The sequence below is a fragment of the Cyclobacterium sp. SOCE241 genome, assembly GCF_056867545.1.
Map to the genome: position 1 here is coordinate 3,678,524 of NZ_CP149779.1, position 17,721 is coordinate 3,696,244.

16 protein-coding genes, 1 tRNA gene and 3 pseudogenes are annotated in these 17,721 nt (G+C 40.1%); 6 read left to right on the forward strand and 14 right to left on the reverse strand.

Translation table 11 applies throughout. The features are described from left to right. Nucleotides 1-38: 38 nt before the first annotated feature. The 12 genes and pseudogenes from WG932_RS18295 to WG932_RS18350 all read right to left on the reverse strand — a co-directional run bounded on the left by WG932_RS18295 (nucleotide 39) and on the right by WG932_RS18350 (nucleotide 12,088). On the reverse strand, nucleotides 39-1,544 hold the full coding sequence (locus WG932_RS18295; protein ID WP_483084928.1) for a RagB/SusD family nutrient uptake outer membrane protein: 1,506 nt from the start codon (nucleotides 1,542-1,544) through the stop codon (nucleotides 39-41). Nucleotides 1,545-1,573: 29 nt separating this feature from the next. Next, nucleotides 1,574-4,606: a SusC/RagA family TonB-linked outer membrane protein gene (locus WG932_RS18300; protein WP_483088679.1), complete on the reverse strand. Its 3,033-nt coding sequence runs from the start codon at nucleotides 4,604-4,606 to the stop codon at nucleotides 1,574-1,576. A gap of 394 nt (nucleotides 4,607-5,000) precedes the next feature. After that, nucleotides 5,001-5,480, reverse strand: coding sequence for a RagB/SusD family nutrient uptake outer membrane protein (locus tag WG932_RS18305; RefSeq protein WP_483084929.1), 480 nt, complete (start codon nucleotides 5,478-5,480; stop codon nucleotides 5,001-5,003). Then, a complete protein-coding gene (locus tag WG932_RS18310) occupies nucleotides 5,464-5,631 on the reverse strand; it encodes a hypothetical protein (protein ID WP_483084930.1) in 168 nt (55 codons plus the stop codon). Before WG932_RS18310 ends, WG932_RS18305 begins: the two co-directional genes overlap by 17 nt. A 185-nt stretch (nucleotides 5,632-5,816) precedes the next feature. After that, the gene (locus WG932_RS18315) at nucleotides 5,817-6,494 is read right to left on the reverse strand and encodes a RagB/SusD family nutrient uptake outer membrane protein (protein ID WP_483084931.1); all 678 of its coding nucleotides are present in this window, start codon (nucleotides 6,492-6,494) and stop codon (nucleotides 5,817-5,819) included. Between the two features lie 20 nt (nucleotides 6,495-6,514). After that, a complete protein-coding gene (locus WG932_RS18320; RefSeq protein WP_483084932.1) occupies nucleotides 6,515-7,525 on the reverse strand; it encodes a TonB-dependent receptor domain-containing protein in 1,011 nt (336 codons plus the stop codon). Further along, nucleotides 7,492-9,018, reverse strand: coding sequence for a TonB-dependent receptor plug domain-containing protein (locus WG932_RS18325; RefSeq protein WP_483084933.1), 1,527 nt, complete (start codon nucleotides 9,016-9,018; stop codon nucleotides 7,492-7,494). The genes WG932_RS18320 and WG932_RS18325 overlap by 34 nt, the downstream gene beginning before the upstream one ends. A 32-nt stretch (nucleotides 9,019-9,050) precedes the next feature. Next, the gene (locus WG932_RS18330) at nucleotides 9,051-9,587 is read right to left on the reverse strand and encodes a carboxypeptidase-like regulatory domain-containing protein (protein ID WP_483084934.1); all 537 of its coding nucleotides are present in this window, start codon (nucleotides 9,585-9,587) and stop codon (nucleotides 9,051-9,053) included. 228 nt (nucleotides 9,588-9,815) lie between these two features. Then, nucleotides 9,816-10,184 (reverse strand): 50S ribosomal protein L19, encoded by a 369-nt coding sequence (gene rplS / locus WG932_RS18335; RefSeq protein WP_014019441.1) that lies wholly within the window; start codon nucleotides 10,182-10,184, stop codon nucleotides 9,816-9,818. Nucleotides 10,185-10,232: 48 nt separating this feature from the next. After that, a pseudogene (gene trmD / locus WG932_RS18340) lies at nucleotides 10,233-10,956 on the reverse strand (tRNA (guanosine(37)-N1)-methyltransferase TrmD). A 6-nt stretch (nucleotides 10,957-10,962) separates the two neighbouring features. Continuing rightward, nucleotides 10,963-11,492 (reverse strand): annotated as a pseudogene (rimM, locus tag WG932_RS18345) (ribosome maturation factor RimM). 14 nt (nucleotides 11,493-11,506) lie between these two features. Next, nucleotides 11,507-12,088: a 30S ribosomal protein S16 gene (locus WG932_RS18350; protein ID WP_014019444.1), complete on the reverse strand. Its 582-nt coding sequence runs from the start codon at nucleotides 12,086-12,088 to the stop codon at nucleotides 11,507-11,509. Nucleotides 12,089-12,315: 227 nt separating this feature from the next. Here WG932_RS18350 and WG932_RS18355 point away from each other — a divergent pair. Next, nucleotides 12,316-12,387: transfer RNA gene (locus WG932_RS18355), tRNA-Arg, on the forward strand. Between the two features lie 188 nt (nucleotides 12,388-12,575). On the opposite strand, the gene WG932_RS18360 is transcribed toward WG932_RS18355, so the two are convergent. Continuing rightward, a complete protein-coding gene (locus tag WG932_RS18360) occupies nucleotides 12,576-13,052 on the reverse strand; it encodes a fibrobacter succinogenes major paralogous domain-containing protein (RefSeq protein WP_483088680.1) in 477 nt (158 codons plus the stop codon). Further along, on the reverse strand, nucleotides 13,001-13,246 hold the full coding sequence (locus tag WG932_RS18365) for a hypothetical protein (RefSeq protein ID WP_483084935.1): 246 nt from the start codon (nucleotides 13,244-13,246) through the stop codon (nucleotides 13,001-13,003). Before WG932_RS18365 ends, WG932_RS18360 begins: the two co-directional genes overlap by 52 nt. A 503-nt stretch (nucleotides 13,247-13,749) precedes the next feature. On the opposite strand from WG932_RS18365, the gene WG932_RS18370 reads away from it, so the two are divergent. From WG932_RS18370 to WG932_RS18390, 5 genes and pseudogenes are all read left to right on the forward strand, one after another. Then, on the forward strand, nucleotides 13,750-13,932 hold the full coding sequence (locus WG932_RS18370; protein WP_483084936.1) for a hypothetical protein: 183 nt from the start codon (nucleotides 13,750-13,752) through the stop codon (nucleotides 13,930-13,932). 14 nt (nucleotides 13,933-13,946) lie between these two features. After that, entirely contained in the window at nucleotides 13,947-14,846 is a 900-nt protein-coding gene (locus tag WG932_RS18375; protein WP_483084937.1) for a hypothetical protein, read from the forward strand. 36 nt (nucleotides 14,847-14,882) lie between these two features. Further along, complete coding sequence (locus tag WG932_RS18380; protein WP_483084938.1) at nucleotides 14,883-15,062, forward strand: hypothetical protein; 180 nt, start codon at nucleotides 14,883-14,885, stop codon at nucleotides 15,060-15,062. Further along, nucleotides 14,984-16,506: pseudogene (locus WG932_RS18385) on the forward strand (BCCT family transporter). The gene WG932_RS18380 and the pseudogene WG932_RS18385 overlap by 79 nt, the downstream one beginning before the upstream one ends. A gap of 10 nt (nucleotides 16,507-16,516) precedes the next feature. After that, the gene (locus WG932_RS18390) at nucleotides 16,517-17,377 is read left to right on the forward strand and encodes a universal stress protein (protein ID WP_149392201.1); all 861 of its coding nucleotides are present in this window, start codon (nucleotides 16,517-16,519) and stop codon (nucleotides 17,375-17,377) included. The last annotated feature ends 344 nt before the right edge of the window (nucleotides 17,378-17,721 follow it).

The window sequence follows — 17,721 nt, forward strand, 5'->3', positions numbered from 1 at the left end:
AAACCCTTTTTGAGGTTTAAATTGAAGTACAAACCTACTTAGAAGTGAGGGGTTATCTCCGCTTCAGCTGCAGGCAATGCGTAATATTTGGTGATGTTTGAAAATGCATGATCTCTAAACGTATGCCCTTCAGGATAATAATAATCCAATGGGTTGGCTACAGCTCTTTGACCAAAAGCACCTATGATCTCCTGAACCCTGTCGGCTCTGGTGATATCAAACCATCTCTTGTTTTCAAATGCAAATTCTACTCTTCTCTCCTTAAAGATCGCCTCTCTCATATCGCTCTGACTTGAAGCGGTAGTAGCTGCCAAACCAGCTCTATCTCTGATTTGATTAAGGTAAGCCGCTGCTTCAGCAGTTTTACCCTGCTCATTCAAGGCTTCTGCCAAGAAAAGTAAAACTTCAGCATAGCGATAAATAGGCCAACTCATGCCATGGTTTCCATGTAAATCATGGGCTTTAGCATATTTTTTAATGTAAGGGTAGACCTTATCATCTCTGTCACTTCCTGCAATCTCCACGTAAGCAATGGATGCATCTTTTCTTAAATCACCATCTTCGTAGGCAGCAATAATATCGGGTGTAGGAATATTGTTTCCTTCTCCATCCAGCCCTTGGGTATTTGAAGTTCCGGTAATAGGCTGTAACTCCTGCGGTGAAATTGGTCTTGGCATAAAGCTGTACAAAAAGTTTCCATTCAAGCCTTCAGGACCTTCAAGGTACTGTACTTCAAACAGAGACTCGATGTTATTTTTATTGCCCACACTTTCGGAAAACACATCTTCATAATTTCCAATAAGTTCATACTCACCACTGCTAACTATGGCATTCAAAAGGGTTTCTGCTTCCGCCCATTTCTTTTGGGTAATGTACACATCTGCTAACAACATCTGTGCAGCTCCCTTTGAAGCTCTACCCACGCCTTGGTTGGAGCGAGTTGGAAGCAATGCAATAGATGCCTGAATATCACTGATAAGCTGATTGTATATTTCAGCTTCAGGCGTAACAGGCAATGCAGCTTCTTCACGAGCAGTGACCGGGTCCAGGTGAAGTGGCACTCCACCAAAATACCTCGCCAACTCATAATAGGCATAGCCTCTTAGGAAAAGGGCCTGTCCTTTTAGGTTATCCTTACTTGTCTGGTCAAATTTTACCTCATCAATAACCGAAAGAATTTGATTGGCTCTTGCGATGATCAAATAGTCCTGTCGGTACTGATTGAGAACATGTCCATTAGAAGTAATTCCTTGGGCTTCCGGCAAGGCGTGGTCAGAAATATCCTCTTGCTGCTCTGTGGCACCAAAATTAATATTCCTTGCATATATCGTATTGTCCGAACGCATTTCGGACAATAACCAAGAACGGTCATCAGCAATACTGCGAAGAGGCGCGTAGGTTGCATTAACGGCTTGTTCAAAATCCGCCTCTGTCTTATAAAAGGTAGCTGAACTGAGTGCAGTTTCGGGAGCGAGGGTCAAGAATTCTTCACAACTTGACAACATGATACCCAAGAGCACAATGTATATATTTATTTTTTTCATTTTTAATCAAATTAAGATAAAAAGCCTGATTAGAATGTGATGTTTGCACCAATGGTGAAGGTACGTGGAACAGGGTAACCGGTAAGATCTACACCAGGGCTAAGGTTTCCACCATCTCCACTACCATTATCTTGACTAACTTCAGGATTACCACCACCCCAGTATGGCGTAAAAATATAGACATTTTGTACGGAGGCATATAATCTGGCAGCTTTCACAACGTTGGCAATTTTGCCAATATCATATCCAAGGGTAATGTTTTTGATAGAGAAGAAAGAAGCATCCCAAACAAAATTACTGTTGGCCCAATCTCTTTCAATACCTGTCACATTACCACCACCCACTGTGGTTCCGAAAATTCCTTCACCAGGATCCTCCGGAGAACGGAAGCGATCGGTAGCCTTTGCCACCATATTAAATACCCCATCTAAATTGGCAGTACTATACAGGTGTCTCATGTACAATTGATTTCCATAGGACCCTGAAGCAATGATACTTAAATCCCACTTACCATAAGTAAAGTTATTGGTAATGCCATAAGTGAAGTCAGGGAATGGATTTCCTATGATTGTCCTGTCATCATTGTCACCACCAATGCTGATGATACCATCACCGTTAACATCTTCAAGCTTAATGGATCCCACAGTGGATCTACCCGGAACTTGTGGTGAATTATCCAGATCTTCTTGGTCCATATAATTTCCTAACTTGTTCAAACCATAAAACTGACCGAAAGGCTGTCCTACCTGAGTGATATGGTATGATCCATAAACCCTATCAATCCCTTCAGCCAAAGCTTCTACTCTATTTCTATTGAAAGAGATGTTGGCATTGGTTGTCCAAACAAGTCTTCCTTCTGTATTCCTAGAAGAGATAGAAAATTCATGTCCCCAGAACTTGATCTCCCCAATATTATCTGTGAAGCTTCCAAAACCGGCTTCCTGAGGAATCTGCACATTGTATAAAAGGTTGGTCGTGTTTTTAGAGTAAAAATCATAAATGAAAGTAATCCGATCATCAAACAAGCCCAAATCAAGCCCTATATCAAATTGCCTGGTTGTTTCCCAACCTAAATATGGATTAGACAATGATGTAATTGCTGCTCCCGGCACTACTGTATTGTCAAATACAGCATTTACGGTGTTGTTAACCAAGGCGTATTGGGTATAGTTACCAATATTGTTGTTACCTGTTACCCCAAAACTACCTCTAATCTTTGCAAAAGAGACTTTATCACTTGTATTCAAGAAACCTTCATCAGACAACACCCAACCGGCCGATACTGAAGGGAATACACCCCAGCGATTTTCTGCACCAAATCTGGAAGAACCATCTGCTCGAATGGCTGCTGTCATCAGGTATTTGCCCTTAAAGTTGTAAGTCAACCTAGAAAGAAAAGAGGTCAATGACCATTCTTGAACATCAGATAGGGTACCTCCTCTATTGATATTGATCGCACCTTGAATGGTAGGAAGTCTGTCATCTGCATAAGTATCTGCAGCAACTCTCGTTCGCTCTCTTCTAAATTTCTGATTGGTAAACCCACCCAAGAGCTGGAAATTGTGATCGTTGATCGATTTTGAATAGGTTACAGTATTTTCATTCAACCAGCTGAAATTTTCATAATGATCCCTAATGGATGATGCTACTGCAGGAAGTGCAATGTTTATACCTGCAGAGGCAGTGGAAGGGGTGAAATTGAAAAATTTACTGTTTCTAATTTCGGCATTTATAGTAGATTTGACTACTAAGCCTTCAATTGGTTCGTATTGAACATAGGCATTAGAAAGTAAATTGGTCTGCTTGGTCTCATTGGTAATTTCCAAGGCTGAACGCACATAATTTGGATAGGCAAAGATATTACCCGTCTCACTTGGGAATCTATTATAATACGTCAATTCACCATTATCATCATATATAGGCATATTTGGCCAAGCATGTAAAGCATTGAACAATATACCTGTACCTCTTGAACCATCTGTTCTAGGGGTATTGTCCCGTACATACTGCGGAGCAATATTGAACCCCATAGAAATTTTCTCAGAAGCTTTATAGTCAGAATTGATCCTTAATGAAAATCGTTCATAATCTGTATTCAACACAACACCTTCCTGATCAAAATAACCTGCCACTACAGATGTTCTCATTTTTTCTGTATTGGAATTGATGGTTAAATTGTAATTTGAAATGGGCGCGGTCTGCAACAAAGCATCGTACCAGTCTTGGGTTTTCCCTTCATATTCAGAGGGATTTTGAAACATTTCAGGAACAGGTCTTCCTGCATCTTCGTAATACTCTTTCTTGAACTGAGCAAACTCAACAGCATCCATCATCTCCAAGCGGTTGTAATGAGGAACATTTTGTAACCCCCTGTACACATTTAGAGAAACGGAAGATTGCCCCTCTTTTCCTCTTTTGGTAGTGATCAAGACCACCCCATTTGCAGCCCTTGAACCATAAAGAGAAGTAGATGCAGCATCTTTCAATATGGTAATATCCTGAATTTCATCCGGATTTAACGTAGAAATATCACCTGTTATAGGAAACCCATCTACTACGTACAATGGATCACTTCCTGCGGAAACGGACAGTTGCCCTCTGATACGGACATTCATGCCCTGACCCGGTCTACCGGTGGTCTGGTTGATCTGTACACCGGCAAGTTGACCTTGAAGCTTCTGAGCTATCTGAGTAGCCGGAATATCCATCAAGTCATCTCCGTCTATGGTTTGCACTGAACCGGTAATCTCCTTTTTCAACTGACTACCATATCCAACCACTACAACTTCTGTCAAGTCACTCATGGATGAGGCTAGTGTAATGTCATATTGCGTTTGACCACCCTGAATAGTGATTTCCTTGGTCGCGTACCCGATATAGCTTACTGAAAGGACTTCGCCTGCAGCAGCTTCTACCTGAAACTTTCCATCTAGGTCTGTCACAGTTCCTCGGGTTGTTCCCTTTACCAATACCGACACTCCCGGTATTGTTTCGTTATCGCCTTCTGAGCGTACCACACCAGAAATGGTGCTTTGCGCATATGAAGCGAAACTCAATAACATAGCAGCTAAAAGGGAAAATAACTGCTTGCTATCCAAAAATTGGTAACAATTTTTTTCATAATTAATAGGTTAAATTGAGTGGGATAATTGACTCATTCATCAGTTTAATGATGAATTTAATTACAATAAAACCCTTATTTTCTCCAAAACTGTCCTGTACTGTGCTGAAAAAACAAACCAACCTTTTCCCCTATAATTCAGATAGGTATATCATAGTTTGGCTAAAAGAAAGTGAATAAAAAAATTTAATTTTGATTATCTTTAAAAAGAAAAATTTTACAGTTAAAGACAAACAATCAGTCCAAGCGAATAAATAAATATTCTGAACAGGCTTTTTAAAAAATTGGGGCTTCGGCAACCAATAGTCGTCCGAAGCCCATAAAAAAGATGAAAATTAATAACCGGGGTTTTGTACCAATGAAGAATTTATTCTCATTTGATCCTGAGGAATTGGAAATAAAATCTCATGAGCCTCAAAAATAAAGTCATTGTTTGAAAAGGGAATTCCCTCTCTGGAGGTGGTAGGATTTGCTCTTTCTCTTAGGCCATAGGCATTGAGCAGATTTACCAACTCACTTTCTGTCTTTGTTCTTTTTAAATCAAACCAGCGATGGTTCTCAAAGGCCAGCTCTATTCTTCGCTCATTGAGGAGCACTTCTCTGAACGCATCCTTACCCAAACTATTTACAGGCTCCAAACCGGCCCTGTCTCGAATCTCATTCAAATACCCTAAGGCTGTTCCTGTGGGGCCTTCCACTTCATTAATAGCTTCTGCAAGCATTAACAAAACATCAGCATACCTGATTACAGGCCAATTGTCATTGGTAACCCCTCTGATGGAATGTGGATGATGAAACTTATTGATATAAGGCACAACCTATATAACTCCCATCAAGGCTGGTATAGCCTTCTTTCAAAGACACCTCTTTTCTTAAATCTCCTTCCTCATACAAGGCAATTATTTCATTGGTAGGCGTGTTCCATCCTCCGCCATCTTGACCGGGAAAATCGATGACTGCACCCACTGACTCCCTTGGTGCAAAGGTGTAAATGAAATTGCTACCTACCCCAAATTGATTGTCTCCTTGATACTGAATATCCCAAATAGATTCTTGGTGATTTTTGTTTTGCGATCGAAAATTGCCTCATAGTCCTGAAGCAAGGCATAACCTAAAGAGAACCTGAGTCAAGGCATTATGGCTTCTGCTTTTCAGGGTACCTTACCCAGCAAACTCAAAGCTGCTCCTTTGGTTACACGGCCAATATCATCCGAACCGTAACTTGGAGGTAACAAAGCTACTGCATCATTCAAATCTGAAAGGATTTGCTGGTAAACAGCTTCCACAGGAGTCCTATTGTATTCAAAGGCTTCGGCAGGGGAGCTCACAGGCTCTGTAATGACGATCACATCTCCAAAATGCTGTACCAAATGAAAATAAAGGTATGCCCGAATCATTTTTAATTCCCCTTCAGACCTATTTTTTATCGCATCCGAAGCATTGGATTCAGGCAGCTTGCTCAAGCTAGTATTCACATTGACCATAATACCGTAGGTACTGTTGTATAAGTTGGTAATATTTGAAGTTGCGGGATTGTATTGCCAAAACTCCAAGGCTTCCAGACTTGGGCCATTCCCCCTATTTCCCGGATTAAAATGAAGGGTGGTATTGTCGGAAATAAACTCCGTATACTGCCATTGATTCAAATGCCACGGCCGCAATTGACCGTACACACCATTTACAGCTTGTATAAGTTGTGTTTCTGTCTGATAAAAATTATCCGACACCAATACGGTAGGATCGGTTTTATTTAGAAATTCATCATCACAGGATGTGCTAGCTAATAAAACACCCAGGCCAATGAATAATGTATTAATGTATCTTTTCATGTCTTAAGTCATTTAATGATTTAGAATCTTACTGTTGCACCTAAAGTGAAAGTTCTAGGCATTGGATAAGCTTCATCATCTACCCCTATATTGATACCTCCCCTGGTGTTGACTTCCGGATTGGTACCGGGAAACGAAGTAAATAAAAATGGATTCTCAGCACTGAAAAACACCCGAGCATGAGGAACTACAGGGTTCTTAGGTATGGTATATCCCAAGGTTATATTTCGCAACCATACATGGCTAGCATCATACACATACCTGGAGTTTGATTCACGCTGCCATTTCCAAGTATTGGTAGTCGCTCCTCTTCCATCTCCCGGATTTTCAGCAGACCTCCAGCGATTAACACCGGATTGAAGGATGTTGAACACCCCATCCATATTCATGGTTGTAGCCTCAATGTTTCTAAAAACATCGTAATTGAATGCCCCGGTAAACATGAGGTTAAAATCAAAATTCTTATAATCTCCTCCCAATGTATAGCCTATAATATAATCCGGATGTGGATTACCTATCTCTATCATGTCCTGTTGGTCATAGGAGATTACCCCGTCCCCATTGGCATCAAAATACTTATAAGTGCCGGGGACAGCGCCATCTTGATCCGGCCAAGCTTCAATTTCAGCGTCCGTATTAAAAATGCCTACCATTTTGAAGCCATGAAACATGGCCAATGGTCTTCCAACTTGCGCTACATTATATGTACTATAGAACCCACCTGCCCAGATTTCATCATTTTCACCTCTAATTTCCAAAACCTTATTTCTATTGATGGTCAAATTCACGTTTGATCTAATGTTTACTTGATTGATCATGGTTCTGTAGTCCAAAGCCAACTCAAGTCCTCTGTTTTGAACTTTCCCCACATTGTCTAAAGATTGGGTAAATCCGGAAATCACAGGCATTTCCACGGAAAGAAGCATGTTGTTGGTTAGTCGATTGTAATATTCTGCAGTTAGAATAAGCCTATTGTCAAACATCGCCCAATCCAAACCTATATCTGTTTGTTGGGATTGTTCCCAACCCAAATTGGCATTGGCAAAATTGGAAAGGATCTGGCCATTGGCAATGCTGCCCCCAATACATAATTTGAAATGGCCATATTGGACAAACTTGAATAGTTACCAATCGCATTGTTACCCGTAACTCCAAAGCTGGCCCTTAATTTCATGTCGGTTATCCAGCGGGTCTCAGGCATAAATGATTCTTCAGAAATCCGCCAACCTGCAGAAAAAGCAGGAAAATTCCCCCATTTATTATTGGCACCAAACCTAGAGCTTCCTTCCCTTCTAAAAGAAGCAGAGAGCAGGTATTTATCATTAAAGCTATAATTGGCCCTAGCAAAATAAGCCATTAGACTCCAATCCGCTTCTCCTGAGGTGGAAGTTTGCCTAATTGCTGCGCTTAAATAGGTAACCTGATCATTGGGAAATTCATTACCATTCCCCTGTAAGTACTTGTAAGTCTCTTCCTGTACTGAAAAACCTAGCAAACCATCCACTCTATGGTTTCCAAGAATTTTACTGTAAGACAGCAATTGATCTGCCGCTATATTCAGTGTTTCATTTCTTCTTTGGTACAAAGTAGCCTCTCTGGGTGGCGCCTGATTAAATCCTGTTCCTGCCAAGGTAGAAGGCCTGAATTCTTTTTGTTCGGTGTTGTCAAGGATGGCGTTTACCGAAGTCCTAAATTTAAAATTTTTTAAAAAAGAAAATTCTAAGAAACCATTGGTTAAAAGGTTGTTTTCTGAAAGGGTGCGTTCCATTTCATGCAATTCCTGTACTACATTGGCGGTACCAAACACGCCATTGGTACCGCCAATATAATTATTGAAGCTACCGTCTTCATTGTAAACAGGATACCTGGGATCTGCCCACAATGCTCGCCCGATCAAGGCACTTCTACCATTGGTAGAGGCATAGTCTTCATTGGAACGAGAGGCAGCGATATTCCAGCCCATAGTTATAAAATCGTTGATTTTACCTCCTATATTTGCTCTTACATTGAATCGTTCAAATCCGGTTTCAATTACTGCGCCTTCCTGATTGATATAGCCTACGGACACCAGAGAACGGATCCCCCCTTTACCGGAGGAAAGTGTCACATTGTAATTCTGAAACCTTGCATTTTGGTTGAGTATTTCATCAAACCAATCTGTGGATACCGTTGTTTGTTCCGGATAGCGAAATTCCAAAGGAACTTCTTCGATGGCAGGTTCTCTATTTTCGAAATACCTGATTCTGTCTACGAAACTATCATGTTTAAATTGAGCAAACTCAACCCCATTCATCATTTTGGTTCTTCTTCCATCAGGGATATTCTGTACGCCTTGATTGACTACAAAATCAAGATTTACAGTTCCTTCCTTGGCAGATTTTGTGGTGATCAATATTACACCATTGGAGCCTCTTGCGCCATAGATAGCAGTGGATGCCGCATCTTTTAATACTGTCATACTCTCTATATCTGACGGATTGAGGCTTTGACCCAATGAAGTGCCTACAGGAAATCCATCCACCACGTATAGCGGTTGACTTCCGGCTCCTAATGAGCCTATCCCCTAATGGTCACTTCCATTTCTTCCCCGGGTCTTCCTGAATTTTGCCTTACCTGTACCCCTGCTGCCTGGCCCTGCAACAACCTTGAGACATTGGTGGTGGGCACTTCTCCAATATTGTCCATATTGATTACAGAGACTGCTGATGTAATGTCGGCTTTTCTTTGGGATCCATACCCCACCACCACTACTTCTCCAAGGTCTCCCATGGAAGATTCCATAGAGATTTCATAGTTGGTTCGACCACCGGAGATTGCCACCTCTTGGGTTTCGAAACCTATAAAACTTACCGTAAGCATATCACCGGGGGCTGCCTGAACAGAAAATTCTCCCTCCATATTTGTGACAGTTCCCCGACTCGTCCCCTTCACCAGAATAGACACGCCCGGTAATGGTTCATTATCATCTACACTTACCACTTTTCCTGAGACCTGGCTTGCCTGACGGGAATAACCTGTCGTGACAAACATTAACATCAGAAAAGCCATAAGGATTCGAAGATAGGATTGCATCCAATCATATCGTTTGCTCATAATTATTTGGGTTTTATTGAAAATTTTAACAATACTTATCGTAATGAAATAAACTTAAAATAAACCAAATGACTATCCTGCTCTATCCTGTTTGTATAAAATTTTACATGGAAGGATCAACACAAAAGCTTATTTACTATGGAGTGAGATTAAAAAATTGAAATGTTATAGTATCATAAAAAAAGGGAACCTTTCGGTTCCCTTTTTAAAATTTAATAGTCAAAGTAATTATTTTTTTACCCTGATTTTTTCTTTAATCCTTGCGGACTTACCATGTCTTCCTCGCAAGTAGAATAATCTAGCTCTTCTTACTTTACCTTCTCTCAAGACCTCAATTTTTTCTATGCTTGGAGAGATGATTGGGAATATTCTTTCTACACCAATACCATTAGAAATTTTCCTTACGGTAAAAGTTTCACCATTGGTATTAACATTTTTCCTTTGAATCACGGTTCCTTGAAACTGCTGTACCCTTTCTTTAGTACCCTCAGTAATTTTTACGTGAACATTGATAGTATCTCCTGCCTTAAAAGACGGAAATTTGGACCTTACGTCCTTGTACTCCTGTTCTACGAATTTAATAAGTAGTTCGCTCATTGCTTTACTATTTTGCTTATCGCTTTCCTGGATACTTTATAAGCATCCTTAATTATCTTTTCGTTCTATATTATTATCGTCATTCTCTTCGGAGTATTCTCCCTGCATTAAATCAGGCCTCCTTTCGCGAGTGCGACGTACCGATTGTTCAAACCTCCATGACTCTATCTTAGCAGCATGTCCCGAAAGCAATACCTCGGGTACTTTCCATCCTGCATAATCTGCAGGTCTGGTAAAAACCGGAGGTGCCAAAAGGCCATCCTGGAAAGAATCTGTCAAAGCAGAAGTTTCATCATTCAAAACACCTGGAAGTAACCTAATAATCGCATCAGCAATTAAGGCTGCAGGAAGTTCTCCCCCGAAAGCACAAAATCACCTATACTGATTTCCTTGGTAATGAAATGTTCCCTTACCCTTTCATCTACGCCCTTATAATGGCCGCAAAGAATGATAAGGTTTTTTTCAATGACAAGGAGTTGGCCATTCCTTGGTTAAACGTTTCTCCATCAGGCGTCATGTAGATAATTTCATCATAATCCCTTAATTTTTTTAAGGAATTGATACAATTGGCTATGGGCTCAATCATCATGACCATTCCGGCACCACCACCAAAGGCATAACCATCTACAGTCTTTTGCTTACCAATACCATAGGTTCTTAGATCATGAACTTCCACTTTTGCCAAACCTTTTTCTTCAGCCCTCTTCAAAATTGAATGAGAAAAGGGCCCTTCAAGAAGGCCGGGTAAAACGGTTATGATATCAATATGCATCAGCTATCAATCTTCCAGATAAATGTCAACCAAGCCCTCAGGCAAACGACAGAAAACTTTTTCTCTGCCTTATCTACTTTTTGTATGATCTCATCCTTTAAAGGGATAAGTACTTCTCTGTCTTTGTATTCCATGCCAATCAAGTCTTGGGTTTCCATATCATAGATCACCTTAACTTTCCCTAACTCCCCGAGTTCTTCATCTACAACCAGAAAATCCACCAATTCGTGAAAATAATACTGGTCATCATCAAGTTCCGGGAGCGCGGTAACCGGCAAGTATAAAGCCGAACCAACCATGGGCTTAACTTTGTCTACATGATCAAATTCCTCAAACTTGGCTAAAAACCTATTGTTGGGCTGTGGCACCATGTGCTCCAAAATATAAGGAACCAACCTGTTACCATTTTCCACAAATACATGTCCTAAACCTTCATAGTCATCGGGATAATCAACATCTAGCACCAGTAAAACCTCTCCATGTAGCCCATGAACTTTGGCAATATGGCCCAATTGGTAACAATTGTCTTTGTTCATGGCTGTCGATCAGTTTATGCTTTGTCCTCTGATGCTTCTTCTCCGGCTGCAGGAGCTTCTCCTTCAGCTGGCGCTTCTTCTGCAGGAGCAGCAGCAGCTTCAGCGGCTTTGGCTTCAGCCTCAGCAGCAGCTTTGGCTGCATCTTCTCTTTCTTTGATCGCGTCAAGACGAGCTTGATTTTTAGCAGTTTCTGCTTCCAATGCTGCTTTTTTAACGCTCTCTTTTGCTGTTTGAATTTTCTCTACTTTGCTAGAAATGGCTTTCTCTTTGCCTTCTAACCAAGATTGGAATTTCTCATCCGCTTGCTCTTGCGTAATTGCACCTTTTACAACTCCAACTTGAAGGTGTTTCTTTAACATGACTCCACGATAAGAAAGCATTGCTTTCACAGTATCGGTTGGTTGCGCACCATTCATCAACCATTTCAACGCTCGGTCGTTGTTGATGTTAATGGATGCAGGGTCAGTATTTGGGTTGTAAGACCCGATTTTCTCGATAAAGCGTCCATCACGTGGAGCCCTAGCATCAGCAATTACTACATCATAGATGGCCATTTTCTTACGACCTCTACGTGCTAATCTGATTTTTACTGCCATATTATATTGACTTTTAGTTAATTGATGGAACCCGTCCATCGTTAATTTTTGGACTGCAAAGATAAGGTAATAATATCAAAAAGAATAATAAGACTAATTTTTATTTGCGTAATAGAAAAATAATGGTTTAAATTGCGATGTTTTTAAGGGAAAAAGATCCCAAAGACCAGCCCTAAGCGGGTTAAATTCCTGCAAATCAATTGGTCTCCCTTTCTTAATCAATCTTTAGCCTCGTAGTTCAATGGATAGAATAGAAGTTTCCTAAACTTTAGATGCAAGTTCGATTCTTGCCGAGGCTACAAAAAAACCCCATCTACTATTAGTATTTGGGGTTTTTGTTTTTTGGGGGACAGTCTAGGGGACAGTCAACAAGAAGAAAGGGGGGGTATCCCTTGCCACTTCATCTATTATTAGCTTAAAAAACCTCAGTTTACTTAGTTAGTCAGTGAGGTGCATAGGGATCTAACCAAGCAACTTAGTAAATTAATTATTCTTTGATGCACCGAATATATATTCCTGGCATATATGAGCCGGGTTGTATAATATTGGGGTCGGTGGATGTAATAAAAACTCTTGAATTTTCATCAACTATCCCTACTGAAATAATATGTCCGCTAAAATCAAAGCTAGATGTCCAAAAGGCAACAATTTGACCTAAACCATCGGAGTAACCACCTAAATATCTTTCACCTCCTGGAAGTGCGCTAAAACCACTTTCGTTTGTCCCTGGTATTTTTAGCCAAAAGGAATCACTTTTAAGTTTTATCCCAGCATTATCAATCCCTCCATTATATTCAAATAGTTTATTCCAATCTTCAATCTTAGGTATTCGCCAATCCTTTGGAGCTAAAACTCTAGGGTCAGTTATAGCATAATAGTTATACATTTTACCGTAAATTTTTCCATTTTCCTCTAAATCCTCATAATATGACCATGCAGGGATTTTGGCATTGTAGGCAGTAATCCAATCGTTTTGGTTTTTGCATGAAAAATTTCATCCCCGTTCCTATATGTATCTACATCAAGATTTTTTTCCATCCATATCTGATCTCCAATTTGGATGTCATTGGTTGGTAAATCATTGGGCTTGTCTGGCATTTGTTCTTCGCTACACCCAAGTATTGCAAAAAAGATTAAAGTTAAAATTTTCCTTTTCATAGCATTTAATTCAACTGAAAATTAAAGATAACCAATTATAATCCTTTCACTTAAAGATTAGGTCTACAAATTCAATAAAAACCATCAGCGGCCAACTACCAAAAGTGCATCCCTATAGGAACTTAATCTAAGCCACCAATTAAAGTAATAGCGTCTGAAGAATAAATTATTTTAAAAAAGCAATCCCCTGAATGGCAAAGTAATTGTGGGCTATGCAATGATGGAATATTAGAATGATTCAGGACCCGCTATAATTGCACCGGATAAGGGTCTTTAAAATTTAAACAGCTTCAAAATTCTATACCATTAACCGTATGCCTATCCGCCATTAGGCGGAACGTAGGTTTCATTAGTTTACCTCAACATGAGCATACACTTATAATGTAAGTGAAAATTTTTATTCATTCAAAGGAAACCAACTTTCCAGTATTTAAAACCCAAGGGTAATAAATAACACTATGCCAAAAGCATGTAAATACCTTATACTTTTATCCTTTGTTCTTATGGGAAAAGCAACTTTAAATACCCTCCAAGCACAGGAAGTTCCTGAATTAGCCATAGGCGGTGCATTGCGATTTAATTACAACCTGTCATCCTGGAAACCTGCCCAAAAAGTAGAGGCGGGGATTTTGGATATGATTTATTTAGAATTAACACAAAAGCAGCCTATAAAGGCATTCACCTGAATGCAGAGTACCGTTTGTATAGCAAGGATTTTGGAGGTGGAATGCTTAAGCAAGGCTGGTTTGGGTACAAATTCAACAAAACCAATGAAATACAGCTGGGATTAACCCAGGTGCCTTTTGGAATCCAGCAATACAACTCTAACAATTGGTTTTTTAACTTGTCATATTATGTAGGCCTGGAAGATGACCATGATATGGGAATAAAATACCTTCACCTGGGAGATAAGATTGAATACCAATTGGCCTTTTTCAAAAATGCCGAAGAAACCCGCTTTGGAAACGACACTGAAATCACTCACAGCAGGTATGCTTATGATGTGGCAGGGAGAAACAAAGAGTTTAATCAACTGAATGGTAAATTCATTTACAAAATTGGCAGCCAGCTAAAACATAGACTTGGTGCCTCAGGTCAATACGGAGGCCTTTTTAATTTAGACACCAAAGAAACCGGCAATCATTATGGACTGGCAATTCACTATGAACTCACTTATAACGACTGGAACATCAAAGCAGAAGCCATGAACATTTCCAATAACCCTGCAAATGGACCGGGTATTTCACGGGAGGAAATCTCAATGGCTGCCTATGGAGCAGCTTACAAGGTGGCAGCAGACTTTAATATTTATACCTTTACTATTGCCCGTAAAGTACCCGTTGAATGGGAACCAATATCCGCATTAAAAATATACAACGATTTCGGATACATGCAGAAGAAAAAGGAGGATTTTGATGACTCAATAATGAATGTGACCGGAGTATTAATTACAGCGGGCAATATTTATGCCTATATTGATTATGCTGCCGGCTTGAATCATTCTTGGCTGGGAGGAAATTATATGGACGATTTTAGTAGCGGAACGCCGGGAGCAGATTGGGAGGCCAGGTTCAACGTCAATATTGGATACTATTTTTAGAATCAGAATACATTACTAGTAATAAACAAATACTGTATGGCTAAGAAGATATTAAGAAGCGATGAAAGAAAATCCATCATGGGATTGGATGTAAATGGACCGGTATTTTTACCTCTACTATTTTCATTATTATCAGCATTACACTTACGCTTGTTTTTAAGGAGCAAGCGGAATATTATTTTAATGAAATCCAAAGCTTTATTTCAAACACAGTAGGCTGGTTCTTTATCCTATGTGTTAATATATTTTTGATTTTCGTAATATATCTTGCCTTTAGTAAATATGGGGAAATAAGGATAGGTGGCAAAGAGGCAAGACCCGAATTCAAGACCCTCTCTTGGTTTGCCATGCTTTTCAGTGCCGGAATGGGCATAGGCTTGTTGTTTTGGAGTATTGCAGAGCCGGTCACTCATTTCATGTCTCCTCCTCTCACCGAAGGAGGAACTCCTTATGCCGCCCAAGAATCCATGAATTTCACATTTTTACATTGGGGGTTTCATGCCTGGGGAGTATATGCTTTAGTGGGACTATCACTTGCCTATTTCACCTATTCTCACGGGCTCCCCCTTACAATCCGATCAGTATTTTATCCTATAATGGGAAACAAAATCTACGGAAAATGGGGAGACCTTATAGACATCTTTGCAGTTCTTGCCACCCTCTTTGGGCTTGCCACCTCGTTGGGTTTAGGTGTACAACAAATTGCCGCTGGATTGGCGCATGTTTTTGGAATCAGTAGTGGACTTGTGACCCAGATTTCTCTCATTGCCGGTATCACGCTTATCGCCACAGTTTCTGTGGTATTAGGAGTAGACAAGGGAGTGAAGTTTTTGAGCGAGTGGAACATGAGGATAGCAGTAATCCTCTTGGTACTGGTGGTCATTTTAGGCCCTACCATATTCATTTTTCAGTCATTTGTTCAAAACACCGGAAATTACCTTTACAGCTTTCTACAAATTGCCACCTGGACAGAAAGCTATACCGGAAATGATTGGCAAAATGCCTGGACCGTCTTCTACTGGGGCTGGTGGATTGCCTGGTCCCCATTTGTAGGGATGTTTATAGCCAGAATTAGTAAGGGGCGCACCGTCAAAGAATTTATCTTGGGAGTACTCTTTGTGCCCTCCCTCATTACCTTTTTCTGGATCACTGCATTTGGAAGCACATCCATCCAACAAGCACTATCAGGAGATCCCACCATTCTGAATGCAGCGGAAGATAATGTAGCCACTGCTTTGTTTGTATTTTTGGAAAATTACCCCTTCGCGGTAATCCTCAATGTGATTGGAGTTGTACTTATTGCCGGTTTTTTATCACTTCCTCAGATTCAGGATCTTTGGTGGTAGATAGCCTTACTTCCGGAGGAAAAATTGATGCGCCTGTGGGGCAAAGAATCTTCTGGGCAGTTACTGAAGGGGCTGTAGCTGCTGTTCTTCTGATCGGGGGTGGCTTACAAGCCTTACAAACAGCATCTATAGCAACAGGCCTCCCATTTGCTTTTATTCTCCTATTTATGTGTTACTCACTCTATACAGCCCTAAAAGATGAAAACCAACAGACTGAAGAACGGAAAGCCCAAAAGGAATGGGAAAGCTACGAAGAAAGATTGGCAGACATCATTAAAAAGCGCAGTTCGGAAAAAACCAAACCCAACCAATAAAGAATAGGTTATGAAAAAGGATTATAAGAATATTCTCGTAGCTCTAGACCTCTCAGACTTAGATGAGGTATTGATCCAATACAGCTCTTTTCTTGCTGAAAAATTAAAGGCTGAAAAAGTGTATTTTGTCCATAATATTAAAAAATATGCCATTTCAGAACTTTTTGAAGAACAATTGAAGGAAGTAAATCTTGATGAGGTAATCGGAGATGAACTGAATGAAAAAGTTCAAGAACACTTTAAAGCAGACATTCCTTCCGAAGTATTAATTTCAGAGGATCCTTACAGCGAATCTTTAATCAAATATATTGTAGATAAATTTGGAATTCAACTTGTCATTGTTGGCAACAAAAAACATGAAAAAGGTACCGGATTAGTGAGCGGTAAACTGCTGAAACTACTAAGATGTGATGTTCTTGCAGTTCCTCGCCTTGCAAAACCTCAAATTGAAACCATTTGGGCCGGAACAGATTTCTCTCCCGAATCACGCAAAACCTTTCAGGTGATAGAGGCATTGTTTCAAAAAAGCAAAACATCCCTCAAACTAGTACATGTTTACAGCGTACCCTTGCAGTTCTCCCCTTATGTCTCTGCGGAATTTATGGCTCCAAAGGTAGAAAAACACATCAAAGAAAAAATAGAAAAGTACATAAGAAAAATGGCTTATCCTGAACCTATGGAACCGCTAATTTTCCATGGTAGGGAATCCGGTACGGCTCAAAAAATCATTGCTAATATTAAAAAATCAAATGCTGACCTATTAGTGGTTGCAGACAAAGGCGGCAATACCTTCTCCCCTTTTGCCATCGGTAGTGTTACCGAGGAGCTTTTCAATACCAATTATGGAGTCCCCTTATGGGTGGTCAAATAAGTCAAAAAAATACATCCTTGTATTTACCTAAAGAATCCAAACTCAGGAGGAGTGACATTATTGTAGCTGTGGGTGTCCGCCCTCGGAAAATAGGAATACCCACGTCTTGATTTTGTCAGTATTGTTGCTTTTTTTTGCAACAATACTGACAAAAAATCATTATCGCCCGTAGTTATCCTAATTCTACCTGTTCATTTTTGGCTTGATCCAAAAACGAACCAAAAAAATCAAGGCTGTATGTAAATCTTAACGCAAAATGAATCACTCCCTGGCTAAACAAAAAAACTCGGCCGAAAAGGCCTCAAACAGTTTTTTGTTTTTAACGCCATTGAGCAATCCATTTT